Origin of the sequence: Tenacibaculum sp. 190524A02b (assembly GCF_964036645.1) — a bacterium.
Taxonomy (GTDB): domain Bacteria; phylum Bacteroidota; class Bacteroidia; order Flavobacteriales; family Flavobacteriaceae; genus Polaribacter; species Polaribacter vairaonense.
Window position 1 is genome coordinate 516,468 of record NZ_OZ038525.1, and the last position, 21,204, is coordinate 537,671.

Here is a 21,204-nt window from a genome sequence, read left to right on the forward strand (position 1 = left end):
TTAAATTTGCTATGGCGATTTAAAAAACCATTGACTTAGCTTTAAACCAAAATGTTTGAAGTAAAAAAGAAATTTGATACCTAAAGACTCTTAAAAGTCAACGGGGAGTCAAAAAGAAAGTCAATAGGTTAGAGGCTATTGACTTTATCTTTTAAATTAGGTTAACAACGTTGACACGTTTAAAGCGATGAAAGCCGAATACTTTAAAATCGCCACTGCTTTTATTTCTTTTGTTACAGCTGTATTAAAGCTTGTAACCAGTTATAAGAGCAGAAAAAAATAACCTTTTATTTTCCACACCATTAGGTGTGGTTTTTCTTTTGCAAATATACGAAAGATATATTAATATAAAGTGACAATGTTATAATGTGACATTATCCTAATGTTATTTTAATTAAAATCGAATGTAGAATTTTGTTTCTATATTTGTGAAATTATTTTATTATTTGCTTTTTTATCCTTAAATTGAGAGTAGATAATAATTAATATGTATTGTAGATAACAATATATTAACTTATTTAAAACAAAATTACCTAGTTCTTATGCTGGATAAGTTTAAGAGATACCAACAAGAGTTTAAAATGAAAGATTTGTTTCCAGATAGGAAAGATGGTCTATGTGCTTGTGGGTGTGGAACAAAACTAGTAGGGAAGCAAAAAAGATGGTCTAGTGAAGCATGTAGTGATAGAGCATATGAGATATTTTCAGTATTAAAAGGAAATACAGGTATGATCAGAAAATTATTATATGAAAAAGAGCAAGGGTATTGTAGAAGTTGTGGTGTATATGATGAAAACTGGGAAGCAGATCATATACTTCCCGTGTTTTTAGGTGGTGGAGCAACAGGTATTGAAAACTTTCAAACACTCTGTACAGATTGTCATAATGAAAAGTCTAATAATCAAATGGAATCCCATCGTAAAGCTATTTCTTCACAAGCTGCTTCTATAGATTTAACGGTTCTTTTGAATGATTTAGAAGCGGTTGAATAATCCTTTTTAAATACATCATATGAAATACATGCTTTATCATCAATATTTTTGGGCTCTAAACCATGTTCTAGCAGAGAATATTTAATTAAAGTAGCAGCATAAACTCTGTTCTTTTTTTCAAGTTGATTATCTGGGGTTTTCGCAATATGAGATTTCATACCTCCAATTTTTCCATTTGAGTTGTTCTGTAGATATATATCGGGTTTAATGCTTATAGTTACACCTCCTAAAACTATGTTCTTGACATTGAATTGATCTTTAACAACACTGTAGTTTTCTATATCTGGTAAATTAGATTCCATGATATTTTCAAGAGCTATAATTGAATTAGAATTATCATTTTTATCCCAATCTGAAATTTCTGTTTTTCCTTTTATTTTTTCTATTACATCGTTTATAATTTCTTCATTGTAATCACTCTTGAAGTACTTTGGTATAGCTTTTCTAACTTCAGAATAATAAACTTTAAAAAAGTCCATGTCTTTTTTAAGGTGTTTAATTATTTGTCTTCTTCTAATTGCATCAGCAGTCATGTATTCTGCTAGTTTGTTAACAGAAATGTAGGGCTTTTTTTCTTCCTTTTTGGCTAATCCATTTGCAGCAAAGCTGGATTGTTGTTCTTTACTCATTTTGGTAATTGATTTTAAATATTAATAAAGTTGGGTCTTTATGAGAAAAACGGGAGGAAACAAAAGAAACTATTTAAAGGTAATTTCACAATACCTACTATCCCTATATTATAGCTAATGGTTAACCATTAAAAATTTAAGGGTAATCACTTAATAATGATCGTGATAATCTTTCACATCATCAAAAAAATTAATGTTTTTGCAGGATAGAAATACCGAGTTTATCTTTGAATAATAAAATTATTTAACAATGAAAAATAACCCAAAAACAGTAGAGTTCTTTTTTAATCGATTTAAAAGAGCTTTTGATAATGCTTCAAACAAAGTGTCAGATATTACAAAGATTGATATTGATTTGATGTTAATCTGTAATGCACCTTTAAAAGAATCGAGTAAATTTCAAGATAAATATCGAATTATGTGTTTTAAATATTTAGAAAGGTTTAAATAATTACTGAAATGCCTACAATAAAAGAAAATTAAAATATATAAAATTATATGTGGGTAATTATGTGAATAACTTCATTAATGAATTAGAAGCTTTCAATTATTATAAATGTAAATTTGAGTAAGTAATAAAGCTAAGCTTAGAAAATACCACTTTCAAAAGCCTAGCTATAATTTTATGCTAATGAAATAAACAAAAGCATACCAGGTGTTTATGTTAAGTCATAAGATGATTTACATAAACCAAGTAATATTAAAACATTACTAGTAAAAAGGGCACATTAAGTGCATAAATTTTAATTTAAAACCTTAAAAATGAAAAGTTTAAAAAAACTTCTCAAGAAAAAAGTATTTAAATATATCTACTTATCTGTACGAGAGATAAGAAAGATTATTGAGTTACTTATGGTATTTGAGATATTATTCAATTAAAACTAATTAAAGTCACCTATATGGTGGCTTTATTTTATTAAAGATGAAAATTAAATACCACTAATTAATAACACTACAAATATATAAAAAAATATATAAAAAGATGTTTTTACATATAGATATAAAGATAAAAATCTAATTAGAAGAATAGCTTAAGCTGATTAAGGAAGTAATGAAAGAAGTAATGAAATTAAATAAATTCAAGTATAAAACCTTTTATTTAATGTATAATGTATGAGAAAGATATGTTTTGATACTTTAATTATAGAGGTGTAAAAGTTTATTGTTTATTTTTATTTCAAATTTTAATCTTATGCCTAAAAAAAAAATTACCAAAGAAGAACTAGAAAAAATAATAAAAGAGCACCAATTGTGGATTGTTTCAGGTTTAAAGAAAGGTGCTAGAGCTGGTTTAACTGAAGTTGATTTAAGTGGTTCTAATTTAAGTCAAACTATTTTAATAGGAGCTTTTTTAAGTGGAGCTAATTTGAGAGGAGCTAATTTAAGTGGAGCTGATTTAAAAGTAACTGATTTAAGTGCAGCAAATTTAAATGGAGCTAACTTAGTAAGATCTGATTTAAGAGATGCTATTTTAAGTAAGGTTGATTTAAATGGAGCTGATTTAACTGGAGCTAATTTAAGTGGAACTGATATAACTGGAGCTGATTTAGGAAATGCAGAATTAATAGATGCAGATTTAACTGGAGCTGATTTAAGAGATGTTGATTTAAGATATGCTGATTTAACAGGGACTAATTTAACTGGAGCTAATTTGATAGGAGTTGATTTAAGATATGCTAATTTAAAAGAAGCTAATTTAACTGGAGTTAATTTAACTGGAGCTGATTTAGGAAATGCAGAATTAAGACATGCAGATTTAACTGAAGCTAATTTAATAGAAGCTAATTTAAAAGGAGTTAATATACTTGAAACGGTCTTAGAAAATGTGATTTTTTACAAGTCAGATGAAAATAATAATAATATTCAAGTTAATGTAGCTATTTATGATGAAGAAATCCCTCTTGTAAATCAAGAAGAAATAGTTAATTCTATAGGAGATTTAATGAAGGCAATGGGGTTTAAATATAAGGAGAAAAATGAGCCAGTATTTGGGTCTTTTTTTCAAGATTTATTTTTTGAGTTTGTAAAACCAATAGCTTCCAAATTAAGCCCCTTACTTTTTGAAAGAGTAAGAAAAATATTTAATAAGGATAAAGAAAGTTTAAGAGATTCTAAAAACATAGATATAGTTAAAGCGTATTCAATGGTTGTAAAATCTCTCGAAAGTATAGATAATGCTGTTATTAGAATTGGTGAATTGATTTTAATTAAGAAAACTATAAATGGTAAATCGGTATTGATATCAGAAACAATTTCAAAATCTATTGCAAATGATTTAGACTCTAATCCTGAATTACTGAGTTCTCAAGATAAGATAATAGGTTATCTTGAAAATAAAGGAGTAATAATTCCAGAATTAAAAGATTTAGAAAAAAAGGCAGTATAGTTTATTTTTTTCTTTAATAACACTAATCACAAGCACCTTGTACTAAGGTGTTTTTTTATTATCAAAAAAAACAAACGAATATTAACCTAATAGAAATAGTTGTTAATTCAATAGTAGTTTCAAATGTTAATGAATTTAAATTGTAGTTCTTTTTCCTTGTAAATCAGTGTTTTTTATTTAGAGTTGATATAAATAGGTGTTTTTTTAAATAAAAATTCTTTCCTATACCCAAAAGGTTTACAAAATGTTAAAATATAACATTTACATTTGGGACATGAATAAATTAAGGGTAGTTATTGCGGATGATCATCAGCTTGTAATAGAGGGATATAAGTCTGTTCTTTTACTGGATGATGTTAATATTGTTGCTGAGTTTAACCGAGGTGATGATTTGTTGGAATGGCTAAAAATTAATTCTAATGATGCAGATTTATTGTTATTAGATATTGAAATGCCAGGGATGAAAGGAATTGATGTTTTGAGGTATATAAGGCTTCATAATATTGAAATGAATACTATCATAATTTCAGCATATAGTACACAGAATTATATCAATGACGTAGCTGATTTGGGATGTAAAGGATTTTTATTAAAAGAAACAGTTCATTTAGAGTTTGAAGAAGCTGTAAGAGTAGTTTCACAAGGCGGAGTATTTTTTAGTAAGAGTTTAGAAGCTCCAGAATTAAATGAAGAGTTAGAGTTAAGTTTAATTTTAGAAAATGAGTTATCAGATAGAGAGAGGGAATTATTGCCAATGTTAGAAGATTTAAGTTATACAGAGATCAGTAAAGAGACTGAGTTAAGCGTTAATACTATAAAAACATATGTAAGACGCATGAAAGAAAAGTTAGGTATAAAAACTAAGGTTGGGCTTGTGAAATGGTTTTATAACAAAAAATAAATATATAGTACACAGTGAATTAGGATTGCTATCTTTATGGGTTAATATAACACCCAATAACCATGAAAAAATATATACTAGCAATCGCCTTTTTAGGATTATTATTCACTGCATGTACAGATAATACAGCAGAACATGAAGAATTACTTAAAATACAATCAGTCGAAAAAGAAAGTGACATCCACGACGGAGGAGACGAAGGAGACAACGACAGTAACGATTTATAGAAAACTCTTCCCTTACATAGTTGCATTAGTATGTGCAACATTATTTTACTCGCATCAATTTATTCCAAAAAGAAGCGAAAGGTATACTATTGCCCAAAAAGAACATAGGCTTAATAAAAAAGAAAGAACAAAAATTCTAATAGAATTAATAGAATCTACAAAAGGAACGGATATTTACAATAAGTTTCAATTAAGTAAAAATAAAACAGACAAAGCTTGGGAGGTTTTTCTTGAAGCTAAAAAGGATGAGAAAGTATTTGGTTTTGCTTCGTTACGGTATTTTACTGAAAGGTTCGGATTAATATTGTGTTTCTTCTTATACTCGCTTTATAACATTGTCAACTCTTTTTTAAGAGACAAGAAAAATAAAGGAGCAATAATTATTCATACTCTAATCATTTCACTATGTTTTTTCTCTTTTTATTGGATATTCCAAAGCTTTCAAGACTTAAATAGAGTTACATATTATTTAATGACAGTATTTGCTGCATCAATGGTATCACTTGCTGTATATCTACTTACAAAATATAATAAAGATAAGATTACCAAACTTAGAGAACAGATGTTTACAATATCAATTCATGCATATAGAAATGCAAAACCTGAGAAGAAAAAAGAAACTTTTCAAATGCTAAAAAAGATAGCACACGATAAATAAGTTTTAAAGCTTGTTGTTAATTATTATGGTGTCTGCTTTGGTAAAAAATACCAAAGCACTAGACAAAGCACTGTTAACCCAAGAACCAAAGCAAGATTTAAAGCAAAGCCCAAGCACAGACAAACTCAAAGCCACTATAATAAAACAAATAAACAATAAAACAATAAACAATAAACAACAAACAAAGGGTGAGGAAGATTTTAAAAAATATATTTAGACAATTTGAAAATTTGTATTAAATTTACAATGTGATTTCAAAAAAAAATTGAAGATTAGGTTTACCCTAACCTAATCTTTTACTAAGAATTTTTATCGGCTATAACTGATATAATAGTTGTATGTAATTAACATATTATAAGTACTTTTACTTCATTAATCTAAAAATTTATAATGATGAAAAAAGTATTACTTATTGCGTTGGTTATCTTATCTACTGTGTTTATTGGATGTACTGATAATAGTATTGAAGAATTAGAAACTAAAGAAAAAAATGAAATTAAACTCATCGAAAACGAAGAAATCGACGAAGAAGACGACTCACCACTTGAAGGTCAAGGTTAAAACTTTTTTAATTGGTTTAACCTTTTTAATAGCCTTATTATCACCTTTTTTGCACATGAGCTACGAAAGGCTTTCAAACTGGGAGCCTTATAAGTCTCATTATACACAGCATAAGCAAATTATAGATAATTCAAATAATGAAAGGTTGCTTCTTATAAATGAATTAAAAGAAAAAGGATTAGTAGATTATGCTTTGAGGTTTGAAAGTATTGAAGAAAAAAAGGCAAGTAAACTAAAAGCATTTTTTACTAAAAGAAAAGGTTTAAAAAATGAATTCTCTTATTTAGGCTATAATTCATTTAGGTCTTTTGTTTACACGATTGGCTTTCCAATATTTGCTTTTATTCTATCTGTAACATTTTTAATATTAATCCTTAATCCTAACACTATTGAAAACTATAAGAAATTATATTTTTTTGCTGGATTAGGGTTTATTTATGTGTCTTCTTTTTGGGTTTTAAGATCATTTTTAACAAAGACAGATTTTCCTAAGTGGAGTTACGATATGAGCTTTATTGTATCTGCTTTAATAACGTCTTCTATTGTTTATATCTCCATAGGTGTATTGTCAAAAATAGAGCAAAAGAAAAAACAAACCCAAAAAGATTTGCAAGATTTAGTATTAAATGGTAATCAGCTTGTTAACCTAATTAAAACCACTTAAAATGAAGTCCCCAGTACAATTAAGTAACGAAATAGTAAAGCTTAAAGAAGCTTACAAAGAGGGAAGAATCACAAAGCAAGAAGTGATTAATGAGTATAAAAGTATTTTAGATGAAATATCCTCTGGTTTGGGAAACTCACATCCCATTGTCATTCAATTGTATAAAATTATGGATGACTTTATTAGCAGACTAGAGAGTATTAAAGTATTAGACAAAGAGTTAGAAATAGTTAATTCTGAGAAATTATACTTATATAAGAATTTAGAATTACAATTTTAAAATACAAAAATCAATAAACCAATAACTTAAAAATTAAATCAATGAAAAAACTATTAATCTTAATAGTAAGTATAGTATTTGCTAATTGCTCAAATTCAGATGACAATTTAAATACTAACTCTTCTGATCCGTTAATAGGTAAATGGGCTATTTTATCAATGACAGAAGATGGAAAAAATATATTAAATAGTTGTGATGCTAAATGCAGAATGGAATTTTATACTAATAACACTTATAAGTATGATTTATACCAAAAAAAGAACCAAACAGAATGTGAAGGAACTGTTCTTGGTGGTAAATGGGAAAAGAAAGACGATACTACGTATATCTTTCATGGAAAAGATAGTAGTCCAGAATTTATATTAAAAAACAATTTGTTAACGCTTTATTCATCTTATAGCATAATAAAAAATGGTGTAAAAGTTGAAATACCAGAAGTATTAGTGTATAAAAAACAATAGTGTATGGATTGAAAATACAATCAAAGACCTGATAAAAAACTTACTTTTAAGTATAAAATAAATGAGCAGGTAAAAGATAATTAAAAAGGAGTCTATTTAGATTCCTTTTTTTACATTTATTAAGTCTTTTTTATATACTTCTAACTCTTTTTCCTTTAGTTTTATATTTATCCACTTTCTTACAATTTCGCTTTTAGCTAACAATTCTTCTTCGTGAATTAATAACGCATCTTCTATAAGTGAAATTTGACTAGATGTTAGTTTATCTATATCAGTACTTATGTTTGTTTCATAATTGGCTTTTGACTCTTTTAAAAAGGAAGGTTCATTGTTTTGATCTAAAAACATACTACCATTACCATTTATAAGCCATGCAATATTTATGTCAGGGAATTTTTTACATATATGATGTATGAAGTCTACTTTTGGAATAGATTCGTTTAAGCAAATTCTTCTTATCTGAACATCCGAATAAGGAATTTCCATAGATAATGATCTGTAATTAAGTTTTTTTATACTTAGAACTTCCTTGACTCTATCTCCAATTTTAATAAATGTTTTTTTATTAGATAGCGTGTTTTTTGAAACAGTCATTTCACCATCACCAGTAATTATCCATTTATCATTTAAATCAAATACTTGGGCAAACTTTTTAACGAAGTCTATTGTAAAATAATTGTTTTTGTTGTTTACAGCTTGAGATATAGTGCCTTTATTATAGCCCATAGCATTAGCTATATCTTGTTGTGTAGATATAGTTTGGTTTCCTTTTAAATACGCTATAGCTTTTTTTAATCTTAATAGAGCTTCGTTTGTATTCATTATTACAATATAGCTATTTTTGATGCTTTTCTTTGTAGAAAGACCTTAGTTTTTCAAGAGCTTTTTTGTTTTTCTCTCTATCTTCATCAGTTTCAATATACGCCATATTCATTTTAATATAGTTTCTGAAACTTTCATCTTCTAATAGCTCATCTTTTCTTTTTAGTAAGTACTCTAAAAGAAATGGTACTTCAAGAGCTAAATCAAATTCAAAATCATTATCGAGGTTTTTTAACATATTCCCTTTTCCAGTGACTAACCATTTGGGGTTAATGTCTGGATACCTTTCAATAATTTTCGCTAAAATATCACTTCTAAGATTAGAATTGTTTTTTATTGCTTTATCAATAGTACTTCTTGTGTCTATAGATTTTTCAAAATGTAAAACACTGATATTCTTGTGTGTAATATAGTCTTTAAGCCAATTCATTCAATAAAAATTAGATTATTTACAAAGTCATTTCTAATTTATTGATTTATTTTTTCTATCACGAGCTTCAGTAACACGTTTTAATACTTCAATTTCTTTATGTCCTAATTTTAATTCAAGCCACTTTCTAGCTAATTCACTTTCTTCAAAGAATTGCTTCTCATGGTTTAATAATATTTTTTCTCCAAAAGCTATTTGAGAAGGAGTTAGTTTATCTATATCAGTATTTATATCATTTATTTCATCATTTACCTTTTCACCTGTTAAAATCCATTCTTCAGAAATATTAAAAAAACTGCATATTTTATGCAAAGTACTTGCATTAGGCTTGCTGTTTTGTTTTAGTATTCTACTTATTGTAGACTGACTTACATCTATTTTTAAAGAGAATTGGTAAGCAGATAGCCCTTTTTTATTAAGTAAATAAGATAATCTTGAACTAATTGTATCCATTAAAGCAATAAATTATCGAAAAATAATGCAAAATACTTGCATAATACTTTCATTAAATATATATTTGTATCATCAACAACAACAAAGATAGTAAATTATGCAAACTTTCAGCCAAACAATTACGAATAAGGAGTTAAAGAACTTAGTAAATAGACTAGATGTAGAAGTAGAGGGAACGGTTACAAGTATTTACTATTCAGAAATAGATTTTGAATTAACAGCTACTTTAAATGTAAATGATTGTGAGTATGATGTTGAGTTATACGGAGAAGATGAAGAAATAGCTTTAACAGATGAGCAAAAAGACTACATAGCTCATGTTTTAGAATTACACTACTTAAATGTTGTTGAAGATTTCGGAAAGTCATACGCAAGGCTTTCTAAAGTAACCGAATCATTCGGAGAGGAAAAAGAAGAATTTAATCAAGCAGCTTAATCAACTAAACAACTATATCATGAAAATTAATGTAAACAATTTCAAAGGTCATTTACTAAATGGGAATCAATACCAGATTAATAGCCCAAGGATAAAATATAGCAGTTTTTATTGTGAATACAATGTAAAGGTAACTGTATCTGAATTTATAGATGATTCGTGGTTTGAAATAACTGATTACTCAGTAGAAAGATGGTATAGTAACCCTAAAGACTTTCAGCAAAATATAAGGGAGTGTTTACTGGAACTAGAGCATAAAATGGGAATAACACTTTTAAAAGGAGAATTAGAAGTAGTAGCAGCATAATAAATAAATGGAAACTAAAAAAGTACCAACAAAAAAAGACAATCTAAAGAGCTTATACCTTAAGATAGATAACAAAACTAAGTTTTTACAAAGCTTAGCAGACTTTATAGGTAGAAGCCCAAATACTTTAAAGAATCATTGGTTCGCAAATTTTTGGAGTGTACCAGATGATTTGATTGATGAAGTTATCATGTTTATGCAGAACTATATCAAGATTCAGGAAGAGTTAAAAAAAAATAAATAAAAATTAAAAAGCAGTAAAGGCTATATGATTTTTTGAAATCACACAAACTGAGGTTTCGCTGCTTCCTCAAGAATAAAATGACAATTCAAGAGCAAATAGCAATAGCGCATCAAATGATTACTGAGGGTAATAGCTTGGTAGAAAAGGGTAACATGATGCTTAAAAATATTTCAAACAAATCTTACAGGATTGTTGAAGAGGATGATTCCTCAAAAAAACCTCGAAAAAGTGGTTTAACAAACGCTCAAAAAGCAAAACTACTAAAGAGGCTGGGTTAAAAATATCAATGTCACAATAGGGGCTGACTTGCAAGATATTTTACCAGAAAGACAGTAAAGTTCTTTTAATAAATAATCAAGAGTGGATTTGGCTGTCTACCACTCTTTTAAAGAGATTAAAAACAAAGGATAGTATGTGTTTAAATTTTCATAAGGTTTTTTTAATAGTTGACTAAGAGTGGTATCACTATCCGCCACTCTTTTAATAAAAAAAATAAAGCAGTTTTCCCTTTTAAGTTTGGTTAGTTGATTTTTTGGGTGGTTTTAACTGCGACCACCCATTTTAAAAAAAGAAAGAATTATGATACAAATCTTAGAGAAAATACAGAGTCCAGAGCTAACATACTTATTGTTTGCAGGCTTGTTTTTAACAAGCTTAATGATGGTAATATTTTACTTGGAAAAGGTAAACCTAAACAAAAAGTTAAATAATAGACTAGATAACCACTAACGGTTCTTTTTAAAGAGAAATTCTCTTAAAAGAAAACCAAGAATCCAAAGGATGAAAATAATAAAGTAATCCATAACTAATCAAATATAAAAAAAGAAATGGAAACAAATCAATTAGTAACTATAGAAGATATCAATGTAGGTTCTTTACTAGAGCTACAAGGTTGGAGAGAAAAGCAAGAAGAAATTGTAAAAAAGAACCCTTTTATTACTATAACAGATAATAAAACTTATAAAGAAGCAAAAAAAAGAAGAACATCACTTGTGTCTGGTAGAACTGAAATACAAAATCAAGATAAACTAATTGCTTCAAAGATAAAAAACTTTAGAAGTAAGGTTTCATTAGTATCAAAAGAGTTAATAGCTATTACTTTACCACATGAAGAGAAACAGCAACAAGAAGTAAAAAAATACGAAGAATTAAAGGCTAAAGAAAAAGCTGAAAAAGAAAGGTTGGAGAAGGAAAGAATTGAAAAGATTAAAAACTCTATTCAGGAAATATATAAAGAAAAATCTTTGATTATTAGTCAGCTAAGGTTCGAGGATTTAAAAAGTTGTAAAATATTAGAGAATTTAAATCAAATAGATACTTCATTTTTTGAAGAATTTGAACTTGATTTTGTAGAGAAAGTAAAAGTATTAACAGGTTTATATTTTGATAAAAAAGAGCAATTAGAGATTAGAGAGAAACAAAGATTAGAGAATGAGAAGTTTAGGAAGGAGAGAGAGGAGTTTGAAGCGAAGCAGAAAGAAGAGGAAGAAAGATTACAAAAAGAAAGAGAACGTATTAATGCTGAGAATAATAAAAGGGCAGCAGAATTAGAAAAAAAAGAAGCTGCTATAGAACAGGAAAGAAAACGAATAGCGAAAATTGAATCAGATATAAAGGCAAAAGAAGAAAAGGAACGTAAAGTAAAACAAGAGGCTAAACGTAAGGAAGAGGAAGAGATCAAAAGAAAGAAAATAGAAGAAGATAGGTTGCGAAGATCTGAAGCTTTAAAACCAGATATAGAAAAGATATCAAAATTTATAGAATCATTAAAGTTTACAACAGAGATTCCAAAGTTAAAAGATGAAGGTCTTAATCTATGGTTAAATGAAACCATAGTTTCATTTGATTGTTATAAGGAAAGTATGAAAGAAGCATTGTTAAAAATCAATTAATTATATGGAACCAAAACTATATAAAGAAGATGGTACAGAAGTAACCAAAAGAGTTGAACAGAAACTAACTCAATTCATTAAAGGCACAGATGTACATACTGATTTAGCCAGTTATGAACTAGCAAGAAAAAAGAGATCATATCATTACCCTATTTATAACAGCAATAGAATCTTAATAGGGTTTGGAATACCAAAATAAACTACATGATTATAGAAGGTGTAATAACACAGTTAAAAGTGGAAAGTAATCCACCTAAAAGAAAAGTAAAGGTGCAAGAGATAAATGAAAATACTTGGTGGGTCGAAGTAAGAGGGCAATTAAGAAAGCAGTGTATTCATTTAAAAGAAGGAGATAGAGTTATAATAAATATAAACTCAAAAGCAAGAGAGAATAGTACAAACACTTTTAACAACATTATTGCCCAGAGAATAGAAAGAATAAAATAAAAAACAATATAACAACCTAGTTGTTTCGGGGGAGATAATTTCAAACCTGAAACAACCATAAAAACAACTAGATTATGGAAAGTATAACAAATAAAATCAAAGCTTTAAAAAAGATTATCCCTTTTAAATGGAGAGTTCAAAGAGGGTTTTCAGATAAAAGTAATATTGAATGGGTTTCTTTAGTACCATATGTAGATGCTAGGGATGTACAAAATCATTTAGATAAAACATTAGGAGAGGAAAATTGGCAAGATGAATATTATCAAGTCAAAGGAACTTTAATGTGTAAGGTAGGTGTGTTGATTAACGGAAATTGGGTATGGAAAAGTGGAGCTGGAGCAGAAACTACATTTGAAAAGCAAAAGGGTGAAGCATCAGATGCATTTAAAAGAGCATGTTTAAAATGGGGAGTGAATAGAGATGCATATGAATTAGGTGAAGTATATGTAAAAGCGAAAAGTTACACTGATAATAAAGGTAAAAAACAATACCAACCAATGGATGGTTCTAAAAAGTTAAAAGGCCAAGCTCTTTATGACTTTTGTAATAATAAGATTGATATGGAAAATATGCCAAATTTCAATTTAGAAGAATCTAATAAATCTTTAAAAGAATTAGTCTAATGATTTGGTCAAATATTGATATAAACAATATAGAAGATGGTGTATATTATGATATGCCAATAGAGGTATATCATGGTAATAGAACTCATTTATCAGCCTCTTCAATAAAGGAGTGTTTTAAATCGCTTGCTCACTTTAAAAGTTACTTAGAGACTCCTAAAATTAGAAAAAATCATTTAGACTTTGGAAATGCTTTTGAGTTATCCTTAACAGATTTTTATGAATATGAAGAAAAGGTATCCGTATTTGATCCAAAAGAAAGACCTGTAAAAGACAAAGATTTCAGGGTGAAAAAAAATAAAGAATGGAAAGAGAATTTTTATTCTGAAAATAAAAGTAAACTAATAATACCAAGAAGTGGTTCAGACAGTGAAGATATTTTATTAATACTAAAAAATAGTTTTTATAAACATGAGACTGCAAAAACATTAGTTACCAATGCTAATTATCAAACAACAATCTTTTGGACTTGTAAAAACACTGGATTAAAGTTAAAAACTAGACCAGATTTTTGGAAGAAATCTTTAGAAACTGGAGTGCCTATTATTACAGATTTAAAGACAGATAAGGACACTACAGCAGACAAGCATATCAAATCTATTTGTAATAATAATTATCCTATACAAGCTATTATGCAATTAGATGGATTATGGCAATCTGGATTAATAGATAGCATTTCAGTTGCTAGATACTTTTGGGTTTTCTGTTGTAAAAATCCACCATATAATACTGAAGTTTATGAGTTTGATTCTTCAGATGTAGAAAGTTTTTTAGATGCATATAGGTTTAAGTTAGAAGAGATAAAGAGAGCTTATGATAAGGAATTGTTTTTAAGTTATGACCCTTTCAAAGATAACGGAATACGTACAGTAAGCTTCCCATTCTATTATAAGAACAATATGGGGATTCATGATAAAATAGATAGTTAAATTTTTAGAAATGGAATTAAGAGGTTTTATAAAAAATATAGGTCTAATTAGAACTTATGGAGATAACAGTTTTAGAAAAAGAGAATTAGTTATAAACACTGATGAACAGTATCCACAAACAATAATGATAGAATTTGTACAGGATAAATGTAGTCTATTAGAAGATTACGAAATAAATCAAAATGTATGTATTTCAATAAATCTTAGAGGTAGAGAATGGATTAATCCACAAGGAGAAGCAAAGTATTTTAATTCTGTACAGGGATGGAAGATCGAAAGTATAAATAATACAGAAAAATTAGCAAACCAAGCTATTACAGATTTAACTCAATGTGAACCAGACGATTTACCTTTTTAATAAGCAAAATATTTGCTCAATAATGAAATTCTACAAGGTTTATTTCAACGACGAAAAATAATAATGAATACTTACAGCACTTCAGACGGAACTCGCTTAAAACAGTCTGTTATTGAAAGATTGATAAGAAAAGCTAAAGGAGAAAAACTAAGGCAACAATTTGACGATAAAGGCTATAATTTTTGTGAAGAATGTGGGGTTTCTAATGGAACTTTTTTAGACTGTTCACATGATGAAAGTGTAAAGAGTTGTAAGGAAAACGGAAGAGTTGAAAAGGCTTTTGATGTTAATAATATAACCATAAGATGTAGGGAGTGTCACCAAGAGAAAGACGGAACTAATTTAAAGTTTAAAAGCAAAATAGCTTAGTAAAATGATTTCCTTTTATGACTTACCCAATAGACATAATGAAAGAAAGGTTAAAAGAAGCTGAGCACGCTCAATCTTTATGTCTATTAGCTTATAACAAGGATGATTATTTAAAAATAGAGAATGAAGTGGTTATACCAATAAAAACTACATTAAGATTACTTGATATGGCTATAAATGTAAATTTATTTAAAACTAATGATAATTATGAATAGTTACGATTTAAGTAGGAAGTGGTTTAATTTTTCTTTTGAAAATCCTGATTTAGTAAAGCCTATTCATACTGCAATATATTTCATTGCTATTGATACCTGTAACAGGTTAGGATGGAAGGAGAAGTTTTCATTATGCACTTATAGAAGTATGGAAGGCATAGGTGTAAAATCACCTAAAACATATAAAAAAGCTCTTTTAAATCTTGTAGAGTGGGGGTTTTTAATTATGTATCAAGAAAGTAAAAATCAACATACAGCCAATATAGTTGCTTTGGTAAAAAATACCAAAGCAGATACTCAAGCAGACACCAAAGCACTGGACAAAGCACTGTTAAACCAAGAACCAAAGCAAGAGTTAAAGCAAAGCCCAGGCACAGACAAACTCAATGCCACTATAATAAAACAAATAAACAATAAAACAATAAACAATAAACAACAAACAAAGGGTGAGGAAGATTTTAAAAATATGCTTTATGATTTTTTTTCTTTAAAAACCGAAGATCAAAAAATTAAAGCCAGCGGATTTTTTAGAGGTTTAGAAAAAACTGAAAAATTCGAAAACTTTAAAATTCAAACAGAGGCTTACATTGAGTTCAAAAAAGAATCAAAGGAAAAAATACATGGTTGGTGGAGTTATCAGGCATGTTGGATGGAAGTTGATTGGCAAGATAAGTTAAAAAAGCTCAAAGAAAGTGAAAGAGGTGAAAGTGTTATGTCGTTAAAAAACAAAAAATTAAACGAAAAATTAGCAGCTTATGGAGGTTAACGAATTTGAAAAAATGATGAAATCTAAGGAGGATGTAGAAATAATAAACAAAAAGTTTTTATGGAAGGAGTTCCAGTTAGCAGCAAACCGAAATATAGAAGCAGAAAGTTTTAATCAAGAAAGCAAATGCGCATTTGAATTTAATGAGGATAATAGAAAAATTGTATTAACGATTTTGAGGTATTTTTCTGGTTATGATGATTTTAATGAGTTTGGTGTAATAAAAAATAACCCTTCACTTTCTAAAGGGCTATTAGTCTCAGGAGATTTAGGTGTTGGAAAGTCTATTTTGTTTAAAATTCTTTCTGAAGCTGGGAGAAGTCTTTATTTGAAGACAGGATTCAAAAGAATGAATTTTAAATCTATTAGCTGTGGGGATTTTGTAGGTCTTTATATGGCTAGTTCTAAGAAAAAACACTTGGAGTTTAACTTGTCAACTTTCCAAAAAATTAAGTTATACATAGATGATTTAGGTGTTGAACCAAAAGCTTTTAATGCTTATGAATTGATGGAGCAAGTACTTTTTGAGAGGTACAGAAACAATGCTTTGACTTTTATTACAACAAATTTAACTCCTCTAGAAATTGCAGAGAGATACGGTGCAAGAATAGGAGATAGACTTCCTGAAATGTGTAATATCATTATTTGGAAGGGAGATAGTTTTAGGCATGAAAAGTAATATTCTATTGCTTTTGATAGAGAAACATAATTTGTCTGGTGGACATTGTGGTTTATATGTATCTGACCTACCAGGGGAAAGGAATAAAATAAAAAAAGAGTTAAATGATCTCTATATAAAAAATCAAATAACCATCCATGACGGTATTCATGGAAAGCTAATAAAATTTAAATCTAATATACAATGCAGCCAAACAATATAAAAGTTATACATAAACCAGTTTATAGTGTTGAATATAAATGTCAACCATACTTATCTAAAAAATGTGGGCAATCTTGTTTGTCTATGATAACAGGTAAGTCTATTGACCAAATATGCAAAGAGATAGGCAAGGAATACACAACAAATATTTACACTGATTTACAGGAGTTTTTAAATAAAAACAATTACAAAGCAGTGGTGTCTTATGGGGATTTTAATTTAGAAGAAATCCCAAACGAAAGCATAATAAGGTTTAAGAAACCTTGTGGAGGAGGTCATTATGTTTTAAAAGTTGATGATGTTTTTTTAGACCCGTTGGTTGGGGAAGTAAAATGTTACATGAATGGGTATAAAGTATCGCATTATTTGAGTTATAAGAAGCTTAATACTAGTATTTAAAATCAAATTCTAAATAACTGTTTCAAATAATTTTTTAATAAAACAGGGTTTAAATGATACGAAAAGATAAATATTCTTTAGAGGAAAAAATTACAAGTTTAAGGGCTATTTCCTTAACAGTATTGATGTACATATTTGGATATGCTTTTAAGCTTACAGTTCTTTTCAATTCGCTATTAACAGAAAGAATACCTAGTATAGAATTAAGGTTTACAACTTCATTTTTTACAGGTGTAGCAATATCTTCAATATTATTATTTGTCTCAATACATGAAGTGAACAAAAAAGTTCCTTATGTAATATCTGTAATGGATTCCATAATTCTATTATTAGTGTTTGATGTATTTAATTCAAGCGGATTTAAAGAAGTATTTACAGTTGTGTTTATAAGTCTATTTATGGCATTTGTAGGGTATCAATTAATCAATGTTTTTGTAGCAAAATTAAAGGAAGAGAAAGCTAAACTAAAGCAAAGCTTTAGAGAAATAGAGCAAGAGTTTAGCGAGAAGAAACAAGAGGTAATCAAATTAGAGCGAAAATTAGCGGAATTAAAGGAACATACATGTGAGTATTGTGAAGAGCCTTTCAACAGTAAGAATGCCTTAAATGCTCACAAAGGAAAATGCAAGTATAAACCAAATAAATAATAATAATCATGAAAAAACTAAAATACATAGCGCTTGGGTTTGTGCTTGGGGTAGTTAGTACATTTTTAACAGGATATATCCTATGGATATTATAAAACTTAAGTAGTGATTAATGAAATTTAATACAGAGCAAATTAAAGAAATTGGAAAAAGAGCAGGTATTTCGTTTAAACAAATAGGTGAAACTCTTAAAAGATTAAGTCAAAAAGAAATAACGAAACCTAAAAGCAGGTACCATAAATAGAGAGAAAACAATGAAATTAATAATTAGTAGCAAAGCAGCTAAAAAGCTAACCAAACAGTTAAATAGTCATTTTAAATCTGTTGCTCATCAACCAGTAACAATTGAGATTGAAATGCTAGAAAACCATGAATTAGACATAAAAGTTTCTTCATTAGAAGGTAAAATGACTTTCAATACATTAATTCATTAATACAGTAGTTATGGAAGTAGCAGATGTTTTTTTAAATACAATAACTATTCGAGTAAATACACATGATTTACTTGGTGTTCCTTCTGACGAATCACAAAAAGAATTTTTTGATGCTGTTTGGAATGAAGATTTTGGCGAATGGAAAATAAACTCTAGTGAAATGACACATTACGAAGTTTTTGATTTTTCATTTGAAAGAAAAGAACAAGTTTTTGATGGTATAGACACATTAAAAAAGAGAATATTAGAATTAGCAATTAAACATTTAAAAAACCTGTAGGATTATGAATTTAGAAAAACTAAAAGAAATAGAGGATTTAGGTTTTGATTGGAGTTTAAATCAGTTTAACGGATTAAGAACTTTAGATATTATGAAACAAGACACAGACTCAACGGTAATAGTAGAATATGGATCATTTGAACCAGTTGAAAAAGTTTTAGAAAACGGGGTAGATAAGTTCAATGAATGGAAAAACAAGAACCTTAAATAAGTGTAGCAAATGAAAACAAAACAAGAAATAGAGGCTAAAATAAAAGAGTTTGAAAAGGAGCTCTTAGAGGAAGGCTCAGACAAAGACATTATTATGACTAAAATATACTCACTTAGGTGGGTATTAAACGAACTTTAAAACTGTAATTAAACGAATATTATGAACTGGATAAAAATAGATAAATCAATAGAAACTAATTATGACTTTGAAATCATAGGTTATAATCCTGACTGGATAGATGAAGATTTTAACCCAAAAGGTACTCGAGTGTGTTTTCAAAATGATTCAGGTGAAAAAGGTTGGTGTTCTGCGAAATGGAATAATTCCCATGATTGTTACGATGCAGATTTTGATACTGCTCCAACTCACATAATGATGATTCCTAAAACACCAAACAAACAGTAGTTATAAAGGGAGTAGATCTATGAGTCTTTTAAGATCGTCAACATTAGCTAAAAGTTTTAGAGTGAAATGATCTTCCATATCAGAAGATAAGATTTCAGAACTAAAATAGTCATGATCTAAATTGATTTCAAATTTATCAATTACACTTTTTACTGTCTCCAGTTTTTCAATTTCTAAGTTAATTTTAAAATGAGGCATAAGTATTAATTAAGTTAGTTAATGAGATAAATATAATTAAAACAATAAAATAAAGTGGTATTAACAAGATTAGGAAATAAAAGAAAAATGAAAGATTTATTAAATCAGCATTTCCCAGTACATAAAATGAGAATAGAATTATTCTTTGGTGCTGGAGGTAGTTTCTTTTACTTACCTAAGCCAAAATTTTCAATATTAAATGATTTTGATAGTGATGTAAGCAATTTGTATTTGGTTATTCTTGATCAAAAAGAGGAGCTAAAAAAGCAAATAGAGTTACTCCCAGTTTCTGAAGGTCTTTTAGATTATTGGAAAAAGAATACAGAATCAGATCCAGTTATGAAAGCTGTTAGGTTCTTATTAATATCAAATTTTACATACTTAGGTAAAGGAGATACTTTAAGGTTAGGGAAAGATAACACTAAAAGAAATTTACTCAAGAGAATTGAACCAACTTTTGAAATGTTATCTAATTCAAAAATTACCAATTGTGATTTTAGACAAGTGCTGCAGAAGGTTTCTTTTGATCAGAAAGTTACACCTAAAAATGATTGTTTTGTTTACCTAGATCCTGTTTACTTAGAAACAGATCATTACTACAAAGTTCCCAAATGGACTGCAGCTGATACTGAGGATTGTTTTAAAATAATGAATGATTGCGGAATTAAATGCGCGATGTCAGAATTTGATCATGAATCGGTAATGGATTTTGCTTCGGATTATAAAATGAATGTAATCTATTTAAAGGAGCGTCAAAACATAAAGAATAAAAGAAACGAAATTTTAATAACGAACTATGATAGCGACCAGTTATCAATGTTCTAAAATAAGTGTAATTATGAAAATACATGTATTTGAAGAACATAAAAGAAGAAAGTTATTCTTCTTTACTAAAGACAAAAACAACTGCTTGAAAGTTGAATACGATCCAGGACTAGATTTTGGAGAACACGATGCTTCTGGAGTTCATTTTGAAAATATTGTATTGGATTATCAAAACGGATATGTCTTTGGAAAGGAGCATAAAGAAATAACAATAAATGATGTTCCTTAATCAATTAGAGATTTATTAACCTTTTTAAAATAATTGTAATAATTAGAATATGGCAAGAGAAAACGAATTTGAGTGGAATCAATTTATAAAACTTGGTGAAATGATAGGTGATGGTTTACATCATGAAGATCCATGGATTACAAAAGAATATAAAAGACTGCAAGCTATTCTCTTACCTGAAGCTACTGCAAAGGAAAAAGAATATAAACGAAAGTTACGCCAAAACAAAAACCAAAAGGTAAATGAAATGATTAAAGAGAAGCTTTTAAAGGACAGATGCCAATGCGGAGCAAAGTTGAAGCAATCAAGATCTGGTAGTAAAGTAGTTTGTTGCACTAAGTGCGATTTAAAGTATCAATACAAAACAGTAAAACAGTAGGTTAATCGATCAGCCTGTTTAAGTGATCGAGAAATAAAAAGAATAATAAAATGACAAGATTATTAAAAGTAGAAGAAAAAATAACAGACGCTATAAGAGAGGTGAATTTAGCAAAAGATGACTTGAAAAATCCAAAAGAAATATCAAATGTGTTAGCTCTTTTGGAACAAGCACATTGTTGGTTGGAAATTCTTCAAGAAGACAAAGGAATAAAAGACAAGGAAGGAAAGATTTTACAATCTCATTTGGAATAGGTTAAATAATCTG

At 28.2% G+C, this 21,204-nt stretch carries 39 protein-coding genes; 35 read left to right on the forward strand and 4 right to left on the reverse strand.

All coding sequences use genetic code 11. The annotated features are described in order from the left end of the window. The first annotated feature begins 542 nt into the window (after positions 1–542). The gene (locus ABNT65_RS01990; RefSeq protein ID WP_348747004.1) at positions 543–992 is read left to right on the forward strand and encodes an HNH endonuclease signature motif containing protein; all 450 of its coding nucleotides are present in this window, start codon (positions 543–545) and stop codon (positions 990–992) included. Here the strand turns inward: ABNT65_RS01990 and ABNT65_RS01995 are convergent. Beyond that, complete coding sequence (locus ABNT65_RS01995) at positions 902–1,621, reverse strand: hypothetical protein (RefSeq protein WP_348747005.1); 720 nt, start codon at positions 1,619–1,621, stop codon at positions 902–904. The genes ABNT65_RS01990 and ABNT65_RS01995 overlap by 91 nt on opposite strands. 250 nt (positions 1,622–1,871) lie before the next feature. Here ABNT65_RS01995 and ABNT65_RS02000 point away from each other — a divergent pair, with 250 nt between their 5' ends. The 8 genes from ABNT65_RS02000 to ABNT65_RS02035 all read left to right on the forward strand — a co-directional run bounded on the left by ABNT65_RS02000 (position 1,872) and on the right by ABNT65_RS02035 (position 7,759). Further along, entirely contained in the window at positions 1,872–2,072 is a 201-nt protein-coding gene (locus ABNT65_RS02000) for a hypothetical protein (RefSeq protein WP_348747006.1), read from the forward strand. A 741-nt stretch (positions 2,073–2,813) separates the two neighbouring features. Then, positions 2,814–4,007 (forward strand): pentapeptide repeat-containing protein, encoded by a 1,194-nt coding sequence (locus tag ABNT65_RS02005; protein ID WP_348747007.1) that lies wholly within the window; start codon positions 2,814–2,816, stop codon positions 4,005–4,007. Positions 4,008–4,281: 274 nt separating this feature from the next. Beyond that, positions 4,282–4,908, forward strand: a complete 627-nt coding sequence (locus ABNT65_RS02010; protein ID WP_348747008.1) for a response regulator transcription factor — start codon at positions 4,282–4,284, stop codon at positions 4,906–4,908. Between the two features lie 135 nt (positions 4,909–5,043). After that, positions 5,044–5,793, forward strand: coding sequence for a hypothetical protein (locus ABNT65_RS02015; protein ID WP_348747009.1), 750 nt, complete (start codon positions 5,044–5,046; stop codon positions 5,791–5,793). A 393-nt stretch (positions 5,794–6,186) separates the two neighbouring features. Further along, positions 6,187–6,354, forward strand: coding sequence for a hypothetical protein (locus tag ABNT65_RS02020; protein ID WP_348747010.1), 168 nt, complete (start codon positions 6,187–6,189; stop codon positions 6,352–6,354). A 55-nt stretch (positions 6,355–6,409) separates the two neighbouring features. Continuing rightward, complete coding sequence (locus ABNT65_RS02025) at positions 6,410–7,018, forward strand: hypothetical protein (RefSeq protein WP_348747011.1); 609 nt, start codon at positions 6,410–6,412, stop codon at positions 7,016–7,018. A gap of 1 nt (position 7,019) precedes the next feature. Continuing rightward, positions 7,020–7,298: a hypothetical protein gene (locus ABNT65_RS02030; RefSeq protein ID WP_348747012.1), complete on the forward strand. Its 279-nt coding sequence runs from the start codon at positions 7,020–7,022 to the stop codon at positions 7,296–7,298. Between the two features lie 41 nt (positions 7,299–7,339). Beyond that, complete coding sequence (locus ABNT65_RS02035; RefSeq protein WP_348747013.1) at positions 7,340–7,759, forward strand: lipocalin family protein; 420 nt, start codon at positions 7,340–7,342, stop codon at positions 7,757–7,759. 96 nt (positions 7,760–7,855) lie between these two features. Here the strand turns inward: ABNT65_RS02035 and ABNT65_RS02040 are convergent, their stop codons facing one another. The 3 genes from ABNT65_RS02040 to ABNT65_RS02050 are packed head-to-tail and all read right to left on the reverse strand — an operon-like array spanning position 7,856 to position 9,464. Next, positions 7,856–8,581, reverse strand: a complete 726-nt coding sequence (locus tag ABNT65_RS02040; RefSeq protein WP_348747014.1) for a hypothetical protein — start codon at positions 8,579–8,581, stop codon at positions 7,856–7,858. A gap of 13 nt (positions 8,582–8,594) precedes the next feature. Next, on the reverse strand, positions 8,595–9,011 hold the full coding sequence (locus ABNT65_RS02045; RefSeq protein WP_348747015.1) for a hypothetical protein: 417 nt from the start codon (positions 9,009–9,011) through the stop codon (positions 8,595–8,597). 33 nt (positions 9,012–9,044) lie between these two features. Further along, on the reverse strand, positions 9,045–9,464 hold the full coding sequence (locus ABNT65_RS02050) for a helix-turn-helix transcriptional regulator (RefSeq protein WP_348747016.1): 420 nt from the start codon (positions 9,462–9,464) through the stop codon (positions 9,045–9,047). A 97-nt stretch (positions 9,465–9,561) separates the two neighbouring features. Between ABNT65_RS02050 and ABNT65_RS02055 the strand changes: the two genes are divergently transcribed. From ABNT65_RS02055 to ABNT65_RS02180, 26 genes are all read left to right on the forward strand, one after another. Then, positions 9,562–9,900 (forward strand): hypothetical protein, encoded by a 339-nt coding sequence (locus ABNT65_RS02055; protein WP_348747017.1) that lies wholly within the window; start codon positions 9,562–9,564, stop codon positions 9,898–9,900. A 19-nt stretch (positions 9,901–9,919) separates the two neighbouring features. Then, complete coding sequence (locus ABNT65_RS02060; RefSeq protein WP_348747018.1) at positions 9,920–10,207, forward strand: hypothetical protein; 288 nt, start codon at positions 9,920–9,922, stop codon at positions 10,205–10,207. 7 nt (positions 10,208–10,214) lie between these two features. Then, positions 10,215–10,451: a hypothetical protein gene (locus ABNT65_RS02065; RefSeq protein ID WP_348747019.1), complete on the forward strand. Its 237-nt coding sequence runs from the start codon at positions 10,215–10,217 to the stop codon at positions 10,449–10,451. Positions 10,452–10,528: 77 nt separating this feature from the next. Further along, positions 10,529–10,729: a hypothetical protein gene (locus tag ABNT65_RS02070; RefSeq protein ID WP_348747020.1), complete on the forward strand. Its 201-nt coding sequence runs from the start codon at positions 10,529–10,531 to the stop codon at positions 10,727–10,729. 549 nt (positions 10,730–11,278) lie between these two features. After that, the gene (locus ABNT65_RS02075; RefSeq protein ID WP_348747021.1) at positions 11,279–12,343 is read left to right on the forward strand and encodes a hypothetical protein; all 1,065 of its coding nucleotides are present in this window, start codon (positions 11,279–11,281) and stop codon (positions 12,341–12,343) included. A gap of 4 nt (positions 12,344–12,347) precedes the next feature. Beyond that, the gene (locus ABNT65_RS02080) at positions 12,348–12,542 is read left to right on the forward strand and encodes a hypothetical protein (RefSeq protein WP_348747022.1); all 195 of its coding nucleotides are present in this window, start codon (positions 12,348–12,350) and stop codon (positions 12,540–12,542) included. 5 nt (positions 12,543–12,547) lie between these two features. After that, positions 12,548–12,790 (forward strand): hypothetical protein, encoded by a 243-nt coding sequence (locus tag ABNT65_RS02085; RefSeq protein WP_348747023.1) that lies wholly within the window; start codon positions 12,548–12,550, stop codon positions 12,788–12,790. A 74-nt stretch (positions 12,791–12,864) separates the two neighbouring features. Continuing rightward, on the forward strand, positions 12,865–13,413 hold the full coding sequence (locus ABNT65_RS02090) for a hypothetical protein (RefSeq protein WP_348747024.1): 549 nt from the start codon (positions 12,865–12,867) through the stop codon (positions 13,411–13,413). Next, positions 13,413–14,342, forward strand: coding sequence for a PD-(D/E)XK nuclease-like domain-containing protein (locus tag ABNT65_RS02095; protein ID WP_348747025.1), 930 nt, complete (start codon positions 13,413–13,415; stop codon positions 14,340–14,342). Before ABNT65_RS02090 ends, ABNT65_RS02095 begins: the two co-directional genes overlap by 1 nt. A gap of 10 nt (positions 14,343–14,352) precedes the next feature. Beyond that, positions 14,353–14,700: a DUF3127 domain-containing protein gene (locus tag ABNT65_RS02100; RefSeq protein WP_348747026.1), complete on the forward strand. Its 348-nt coding sequence runs from the start codon at positions 14,353–14,355 to the stop codon at positions 14,698–14,700. A 63-nt stretch (positions 14,701–14,763) separates the two neighbouring features. Next, on the forward strand, positions 14,764–15,069 hold the full coding sequence (locus tag ABNT65_RS02105; protein WP_348747027.1) for a hypothetical protein: 306 nt from the start codon (positions 14,764–14,766) through the stop codon (positions 15,067–15,069). Positions 15,070–15,086: 17 nt separating this feature from the next. Further along, entirely contained in the window at positions 15,087–15,284 is a 198-nt protein-coding gene (locus tag ABNT65_RS02110; protein ID WP_348747028.1) for a hypothetical protein, read from the forward strand. Next, complete coding sequence (locus tag ABNT65_RS02115; protein ID WP_348747029.1) at positions 15,277–16,050, forward strand: hypothetical protein; 774 nt, start codon at positions 15,277–15,279, stop codon at positions 16,048–16,050. The genes ABNT65_RS02110 and ABNT65_RS02115 overlap by 8 nt, the downstream gene beginning before the upstream one ends. Further along, complete coding sequence (locus ABNT65_RS02120; RefSeq protein ID WP_348747030.1) at positions 16,040–16,729, forward strand: hypothetical protein; 690 nt, start codon at positions 16,040–16,042, stop codon at positions 16,727–16,729. The genes ABNT65_RS02115 and ABNT65_RS02120 overlap by 11 nt, the downstream gene beginning before the upstream one ends. A gap of 183 nt (positions 16,730–16,912) precedes the next feature. Next, a complete protein-coding gene (locus ABNT65_RS02125) occupies positions 16,913–17,329 on the forward strand; it encodes a hypothetical protein (RefSeq protein ID WP_348747031.1) in 417 nt (138 codons plus the stop codon). Between the two features lie 53 nt (positions 17,330–17,382). After that, on the forward strand, positions 17,383–17,976 hold the full coding sequence (locus ABNT65_RS02130) for a hypothetical protein (protein ID WP_348747032.1): 594 nt from the start codon (positions 17,383–17,385) through the stop codon (positions 17,974–17,976). 112 nt (positions 17,977–18,088) lie between these two features. Then, positions 18,089–18,220 (forward strand): hypothetical protein, encoded by a 132-nt coding sequence (locus ABNT65_RS02135; protein ID WP_348747033.1) that lies wholly within the window; start codon positions 18,089–18,091, stop codon positions 18,218–18,220. 10 nt (positions 18,221–18,230) lie between these two features. After that, positions 18,231–18,410: a hypothetical protein gene (locus tag ABNT65_RS02140; RefSeq protein WP_348747034.1), complete on the forward strand. Its 180-nt coding sequence runs from the start codon at positions 18,231–18,233 to the stop codon at positions 18,408–18,410. A gap of 10 nt (positions 18,411–18,420) precedes the next feature. After that, a complete protein-coding gene (locus ABNT65_RS02145; RefSeq protein ID WP_348747035.1) occupies positions 18,421–18,690 on the forward strand; it encodes a hypothetical protein in 270 nt (89 codons plus the stop codon). Between the two features lie 4 nt (positions 18,691–18,694). Further along, positions 18,695–18,901, forward strand: a complete 207-nt coding sequence (locus ABNT65_RS02150) for a hypothetical protein (RefSeq protein ID WP_348704201.1) — start codon at positions 18,695–18,697, stop codon at positions 18,899–18,901. 9 nt (positions 18,902–18,910) lie between these two features. Continuing rightward, a complete protein-coding gene (locus ABNT65_RS02155) occupies positions 18,911–19,039 on the forward strand; it encodes a hypothetical protein (RefSeq protein WP_348704203.1) in 129 nt (42 codons plus the stop codon). A gap of 21 nt (positions 19,040–19,060) precedes the next feature. Then, positions 19,061–19,306, forward strand: coding sequence for a hypothetical protein (locus ABNT65_RS02160; RefSeq protein ID WP_348747036.1), 246 nt, complete (start codon positions 19,061–19,063; stop codon positions 19,304–19,306). A 252-nt stretch (positions 19,307–19,558) separates the two neighbouring features. Further along, complete coding sequence (locus ABNT65_RS02165; RefSeq protein ID WP_348747037.1) at positions 19,559–20,329, forward strand: DNA adenine methylase; 771 nt, start codon at positions 19,559–19,561, stop codon at positions 20,327–20,329. A gap of 13 nt (positions 20,330–20,342) precedes the next feature. Continuing rightward, positions 20,343–20,558, forward strand: a complete 216-nt coding sequence (locus ABNT65_RS02170; RefSeq protein ID WP_348747038.1) for a hypothetical protein — start codon at positions 20,343–20,345, stop codon at positions 20,556–20,558. Between the two features lie 49 nt (positions 20,559–20,607). Next, the gene (locus ABNT65_RS02175; protein ID WP_348747039.1) at positions 20,608–20,937 is read left to right on the forward strand and encodes a hypothetical protein; all 330 of its coding nucleotides are present in this window, start codon (positions 20,608–20,610) and stop codon (positions 20,935–20,937) included. Between the two features lie 50 nt (positions 20,938–20,987). Next, positions 20,988–21,191, forward strand: coding sequence for a hypothetical protein (locus ABNT65_RS02180; RefSeq protein WP_348738441.1), 204 nt, complete (start codon positions 20,988–20,990; stop codon positions 21,189–21,191). The last annotated feature ends 13 nt before the right edge of the window (positions 21,192–21,204 follow it).

What these genes read in the sequence shown, in the direction of transcription:
- ABNT65_RS01990 (WP_348747004.1), top strand. Translation starts at nt 543, where the DNA reads ATGCTGGATAAGTTTAAGAGATACCAACAAGAGTTTAAAATGAAAGAT.
- ABNT65_RS01995 (WP_348747005.1), bottom strand. Translation starts at nt 1,621, where the DNA reads ATGAGTAAAGAACAACAATCCAGCTTTGCTGCAAATGGATTAGCCAAA.
- ABNT65_RS02000 (WP_348747006.1), top strand. Translation starts at nt 1,872, where the DNA reads ATGAAAAATAACCCAAAAACAGTAGAGTTCTTTTTTAATCGATTTAAA.
- ABNT65_RS02005 (WP_348747007.1), top strand. Translation starts at nt 2,814, where the DNA reads ATGCCTAAAAAAAAAATTACCAAAGAAGAACTAGAAAAAATAATAAAA.
- ABNT65_RS02010 (WP_348747008.1), top strand. Translation starts at nt 4,282, where the DNA reads ATGAATAAATTAAGGGTAGTTATTGCGGATGATCATCAGCTTGTAATA.
- ABNT65_RS02015 (WP_348747009.1), top strand. Translation starts at nt 5,044, where the DNA reads ATGAAGAATTACTTAAAATACAATCAGTCGAAAAAGAAAGTGACATCC.
- ABNT65_RS02020 (WP_348747010.1), top strand. Translation starts at nt 6,187, where the DNA reads ATGAAAAAAGTATTACTTATTGCGTTGGTTATCTTATCTACTGTGTTT.
- ABNT65_RS02025 (WP_348747011.1), top strand. Translation starts at nt 6,410, where the DNA reads ATGAGCTACGAAAGGCTTTCAAACTGGGAGCCTTATAAGTCTCATTAT.
- ABNT65_RS02030 (WP_348747012.1), top strand. Translation starts at nt 7,020, where the DNA reads ATGAAGTCCCCAGTACAATTAAGTAACGAAATAGTAAAGCTTAAAGAA.
- ABNT65_RS02035 (WP_348747013.1), top strand. Translation starts at nt 7,340, where the DNA reads ATGAAAAAACTATTAATCTTAATAGTAAGTATAGTATTTGCTAATTGC.
- ABNT65_RS02040 (WP_348747014.1), bottom strand. Translation starts at nt 8,581, where the DNA reads ATGAATACAAACGAAGCTCTATTAAGATTAAAAAAAGCTATAGCGTAT.
- ABNT65_RS02045 (WP_348747015.1), bottom strand. Translation starts at nt 9,011, where the DNA reads ATGAATTGGCTTAAAGACTATATTACACACAAGAATATCAGTGTTTTA.
- ABNT65_RS02050 (WP_348747016.1), bottom strand. Translation starts at nt 9,464, where the DNA reads ATGGATACAATTAGTTCAAGATTATCTTATTTACTTAATAAAAAAGGG.
- ABNT65_RS02055 (WP_348747017.1), top strand. Translation starts at nt 9,562, where the DNA reads ATGCAAACTTTCAGCCAAACAATTACGAATAAGGAGTTAAAGAACTTA.
- ABNT65_RS02060 (WP_348747018.1), top strand. Translation starts at nt 9,920, where the DNA reads ATGAAAATTAATGTAAACAATTTCAAAGGTCATTTACTAAATGGGAAT.
- ABNT65_RS02065 (WP_348747019.1), top strand. Translation starts at nt 10,215, where the DNA reads ATGGAAACTAAAAAAGTACCAACAAAAAAAGACAATCTAAAGAGCTTA.
- ABNT65_RS02070 (WP_348747020.1), top strand. Translation starts at nt 10,529, where the DNA reads ATGACAATTCAAGAGCAAATAGCAATAGCGCATCAAATGATTACTGAG.
- ABNT65_RS02075 (WP_348747021.1), top strand. Translation starts at nt 11,279, where the DNA reads ATGGAAACAAATCAATTAGTAACTATAGAAGATATCAATGTAGGTTCT.
- ABNT65_RS02080 (WP_348747022.1), top strand. Translation starts at nt 12,348, where the DNA reads ATGGAACCAAAACTATATAAAGAAGATGGTACAGAAGTAACCAAAAGA.
- ABNT65_RS02085 (WP_348747023.1), top strand. Translation starts at nt 12,548, where the DNA reads ATGATTATAGAAGGTGTAATAACACAGTTAAAAGTGGAAAGTAATCCA.
- ABNT65_RS02090 (WP_348747024.1), top strand. Translation starts at nt 12,865, where the DNA reads ATGGAAAGTATAACAAATAAAATCAAAGCTTTAAAAAAGATTATCCCT.
- ABNT65_RS02095 (WP_348747025.1), top strand. Translation starts at nt 13,413, where the DNA reads ATGATTTGGTCAAATATTGATATAAACAATATAGAAGATGGTGTATAT.
- ABNT65_RS02100 (WP_348747026.1), top strand. Translation starts at nt 14,353, where the DNA reads ATGGAATTAAGAGGTTTTATAAAAAATATAGGTCTAATTAGAACTTAT.
- ABNT65_RS02105 (WP_348747027.1), top strand. Translation starts at nt 14,764, where the DNA reads ATGAATACTTACAGCACTTCAGACGGAACTCGCTTAAAACAGTCTGTT.
- ABNT65_RS02110 (WP_348747028.1), top strand. Translation starts at nt 15,087, where the DNA reads ATGACTTACCCAATAGACATAATGAAAGAAAGGTTAAAAGAAGCTGAG.
- ABNT65_RS02115 (WP_348747029.1), top strand. Translation starts at nt 15,277, where the DNA reads ATGAATAGTTACGATTTAAGTAGGAAGTGGTTTAATTTTTCTTTTGAA.
- ABNT65_RS02120 (WP_348747030.1), top strand. Translation starts at nt 16,040, where the DNA reads ATGGAGGTTAACGAATTTGAAAAAATGATGAAATCTAAGGAGGATGTA.
- ABNT65_RS02125 (WP_348747031.1), top strand. Translation starts at nt 16,913, where the DNA reads ATGCAGCCAAACAATATAAAAGTTATACATAAACCAGTTTATAGTGTT.
- ABNT65_RS02130 (WP_348747032.1), top strand. Translation starts at nt 17,383, where the DNA reads ATGATACGAAAAGATAAATATTCTTTAGAGGAAAAAATTACAAGTTTA.
- ABNT65_RS02135 (WP_348747033.1), top strand. Translation starts at nt 18,089, where the DNA reads ATGAAATTTAATACAGAGCAAATTAAAGAAATTGGAAAAAGAGCAGGT.
- ABNT65_RS02140 (WP_348747034.1), top strand. Translation starts at nt 18,231, where the DNA reads ATGAAATTAATAATTAGTAGCAAAGCAGCTAAAAAGCTAACCAAACAG.
- ABNT65_RS02145 (WP_348747035.1), top strand. Translation starts at nt 18,421, where the DNA reads ATGGAAGTAGCAGATGTTTTTTTAAATACAATAACTATTCGAGTAAAT.
- ABNT65_RS02150 (WP_348704201.1), top strand. Translation starts at nt 18,695, where the DNA reads ATGAATTTAGAAAAACTAAAAGAAATAGAGGATTTAGGTTTTGATTGG.
- ABNT65_RS02155 (WP_348704203.1), top strand. Translation starts at nt 18,911, where the DNA reads ATGAAAACAAAACAAGAAATAGAGGCTAAAATAAAAGAGTTTGAAAAG.
- ABNT65_RS02160 (WP_348747036.1), top strand. Translation starts at nt 19,061, where the DNA reads ATGAACTGGATAAAAATAGATAAATCAATAGAAACTAATTATGACTTT.
- ABNT65_RS02170 (WP_348747038.1), top strand. Translation starts at nt 20,343, where the DNA reads ATGAAAATACATGTATTTGAAGAACATAAAAGAAGAAAGTTATTCTTC.
- ABNT65_RS02175 (WP_348747039.1), top strand. Translation starts at nt 20,608, where the DNA reads ATGGCAAGAGAAAACGAATTTGAGTGGAATCAATTTATAAAACTTGGT.
- ABNT65_RS02180 (WP_348738441.1), top strand. Translation starts at nt 20,988, where the DNA reads ATGACAAGATTATTAAAAGTAGAAGAAAAAATAACAGACGCTATAAGA.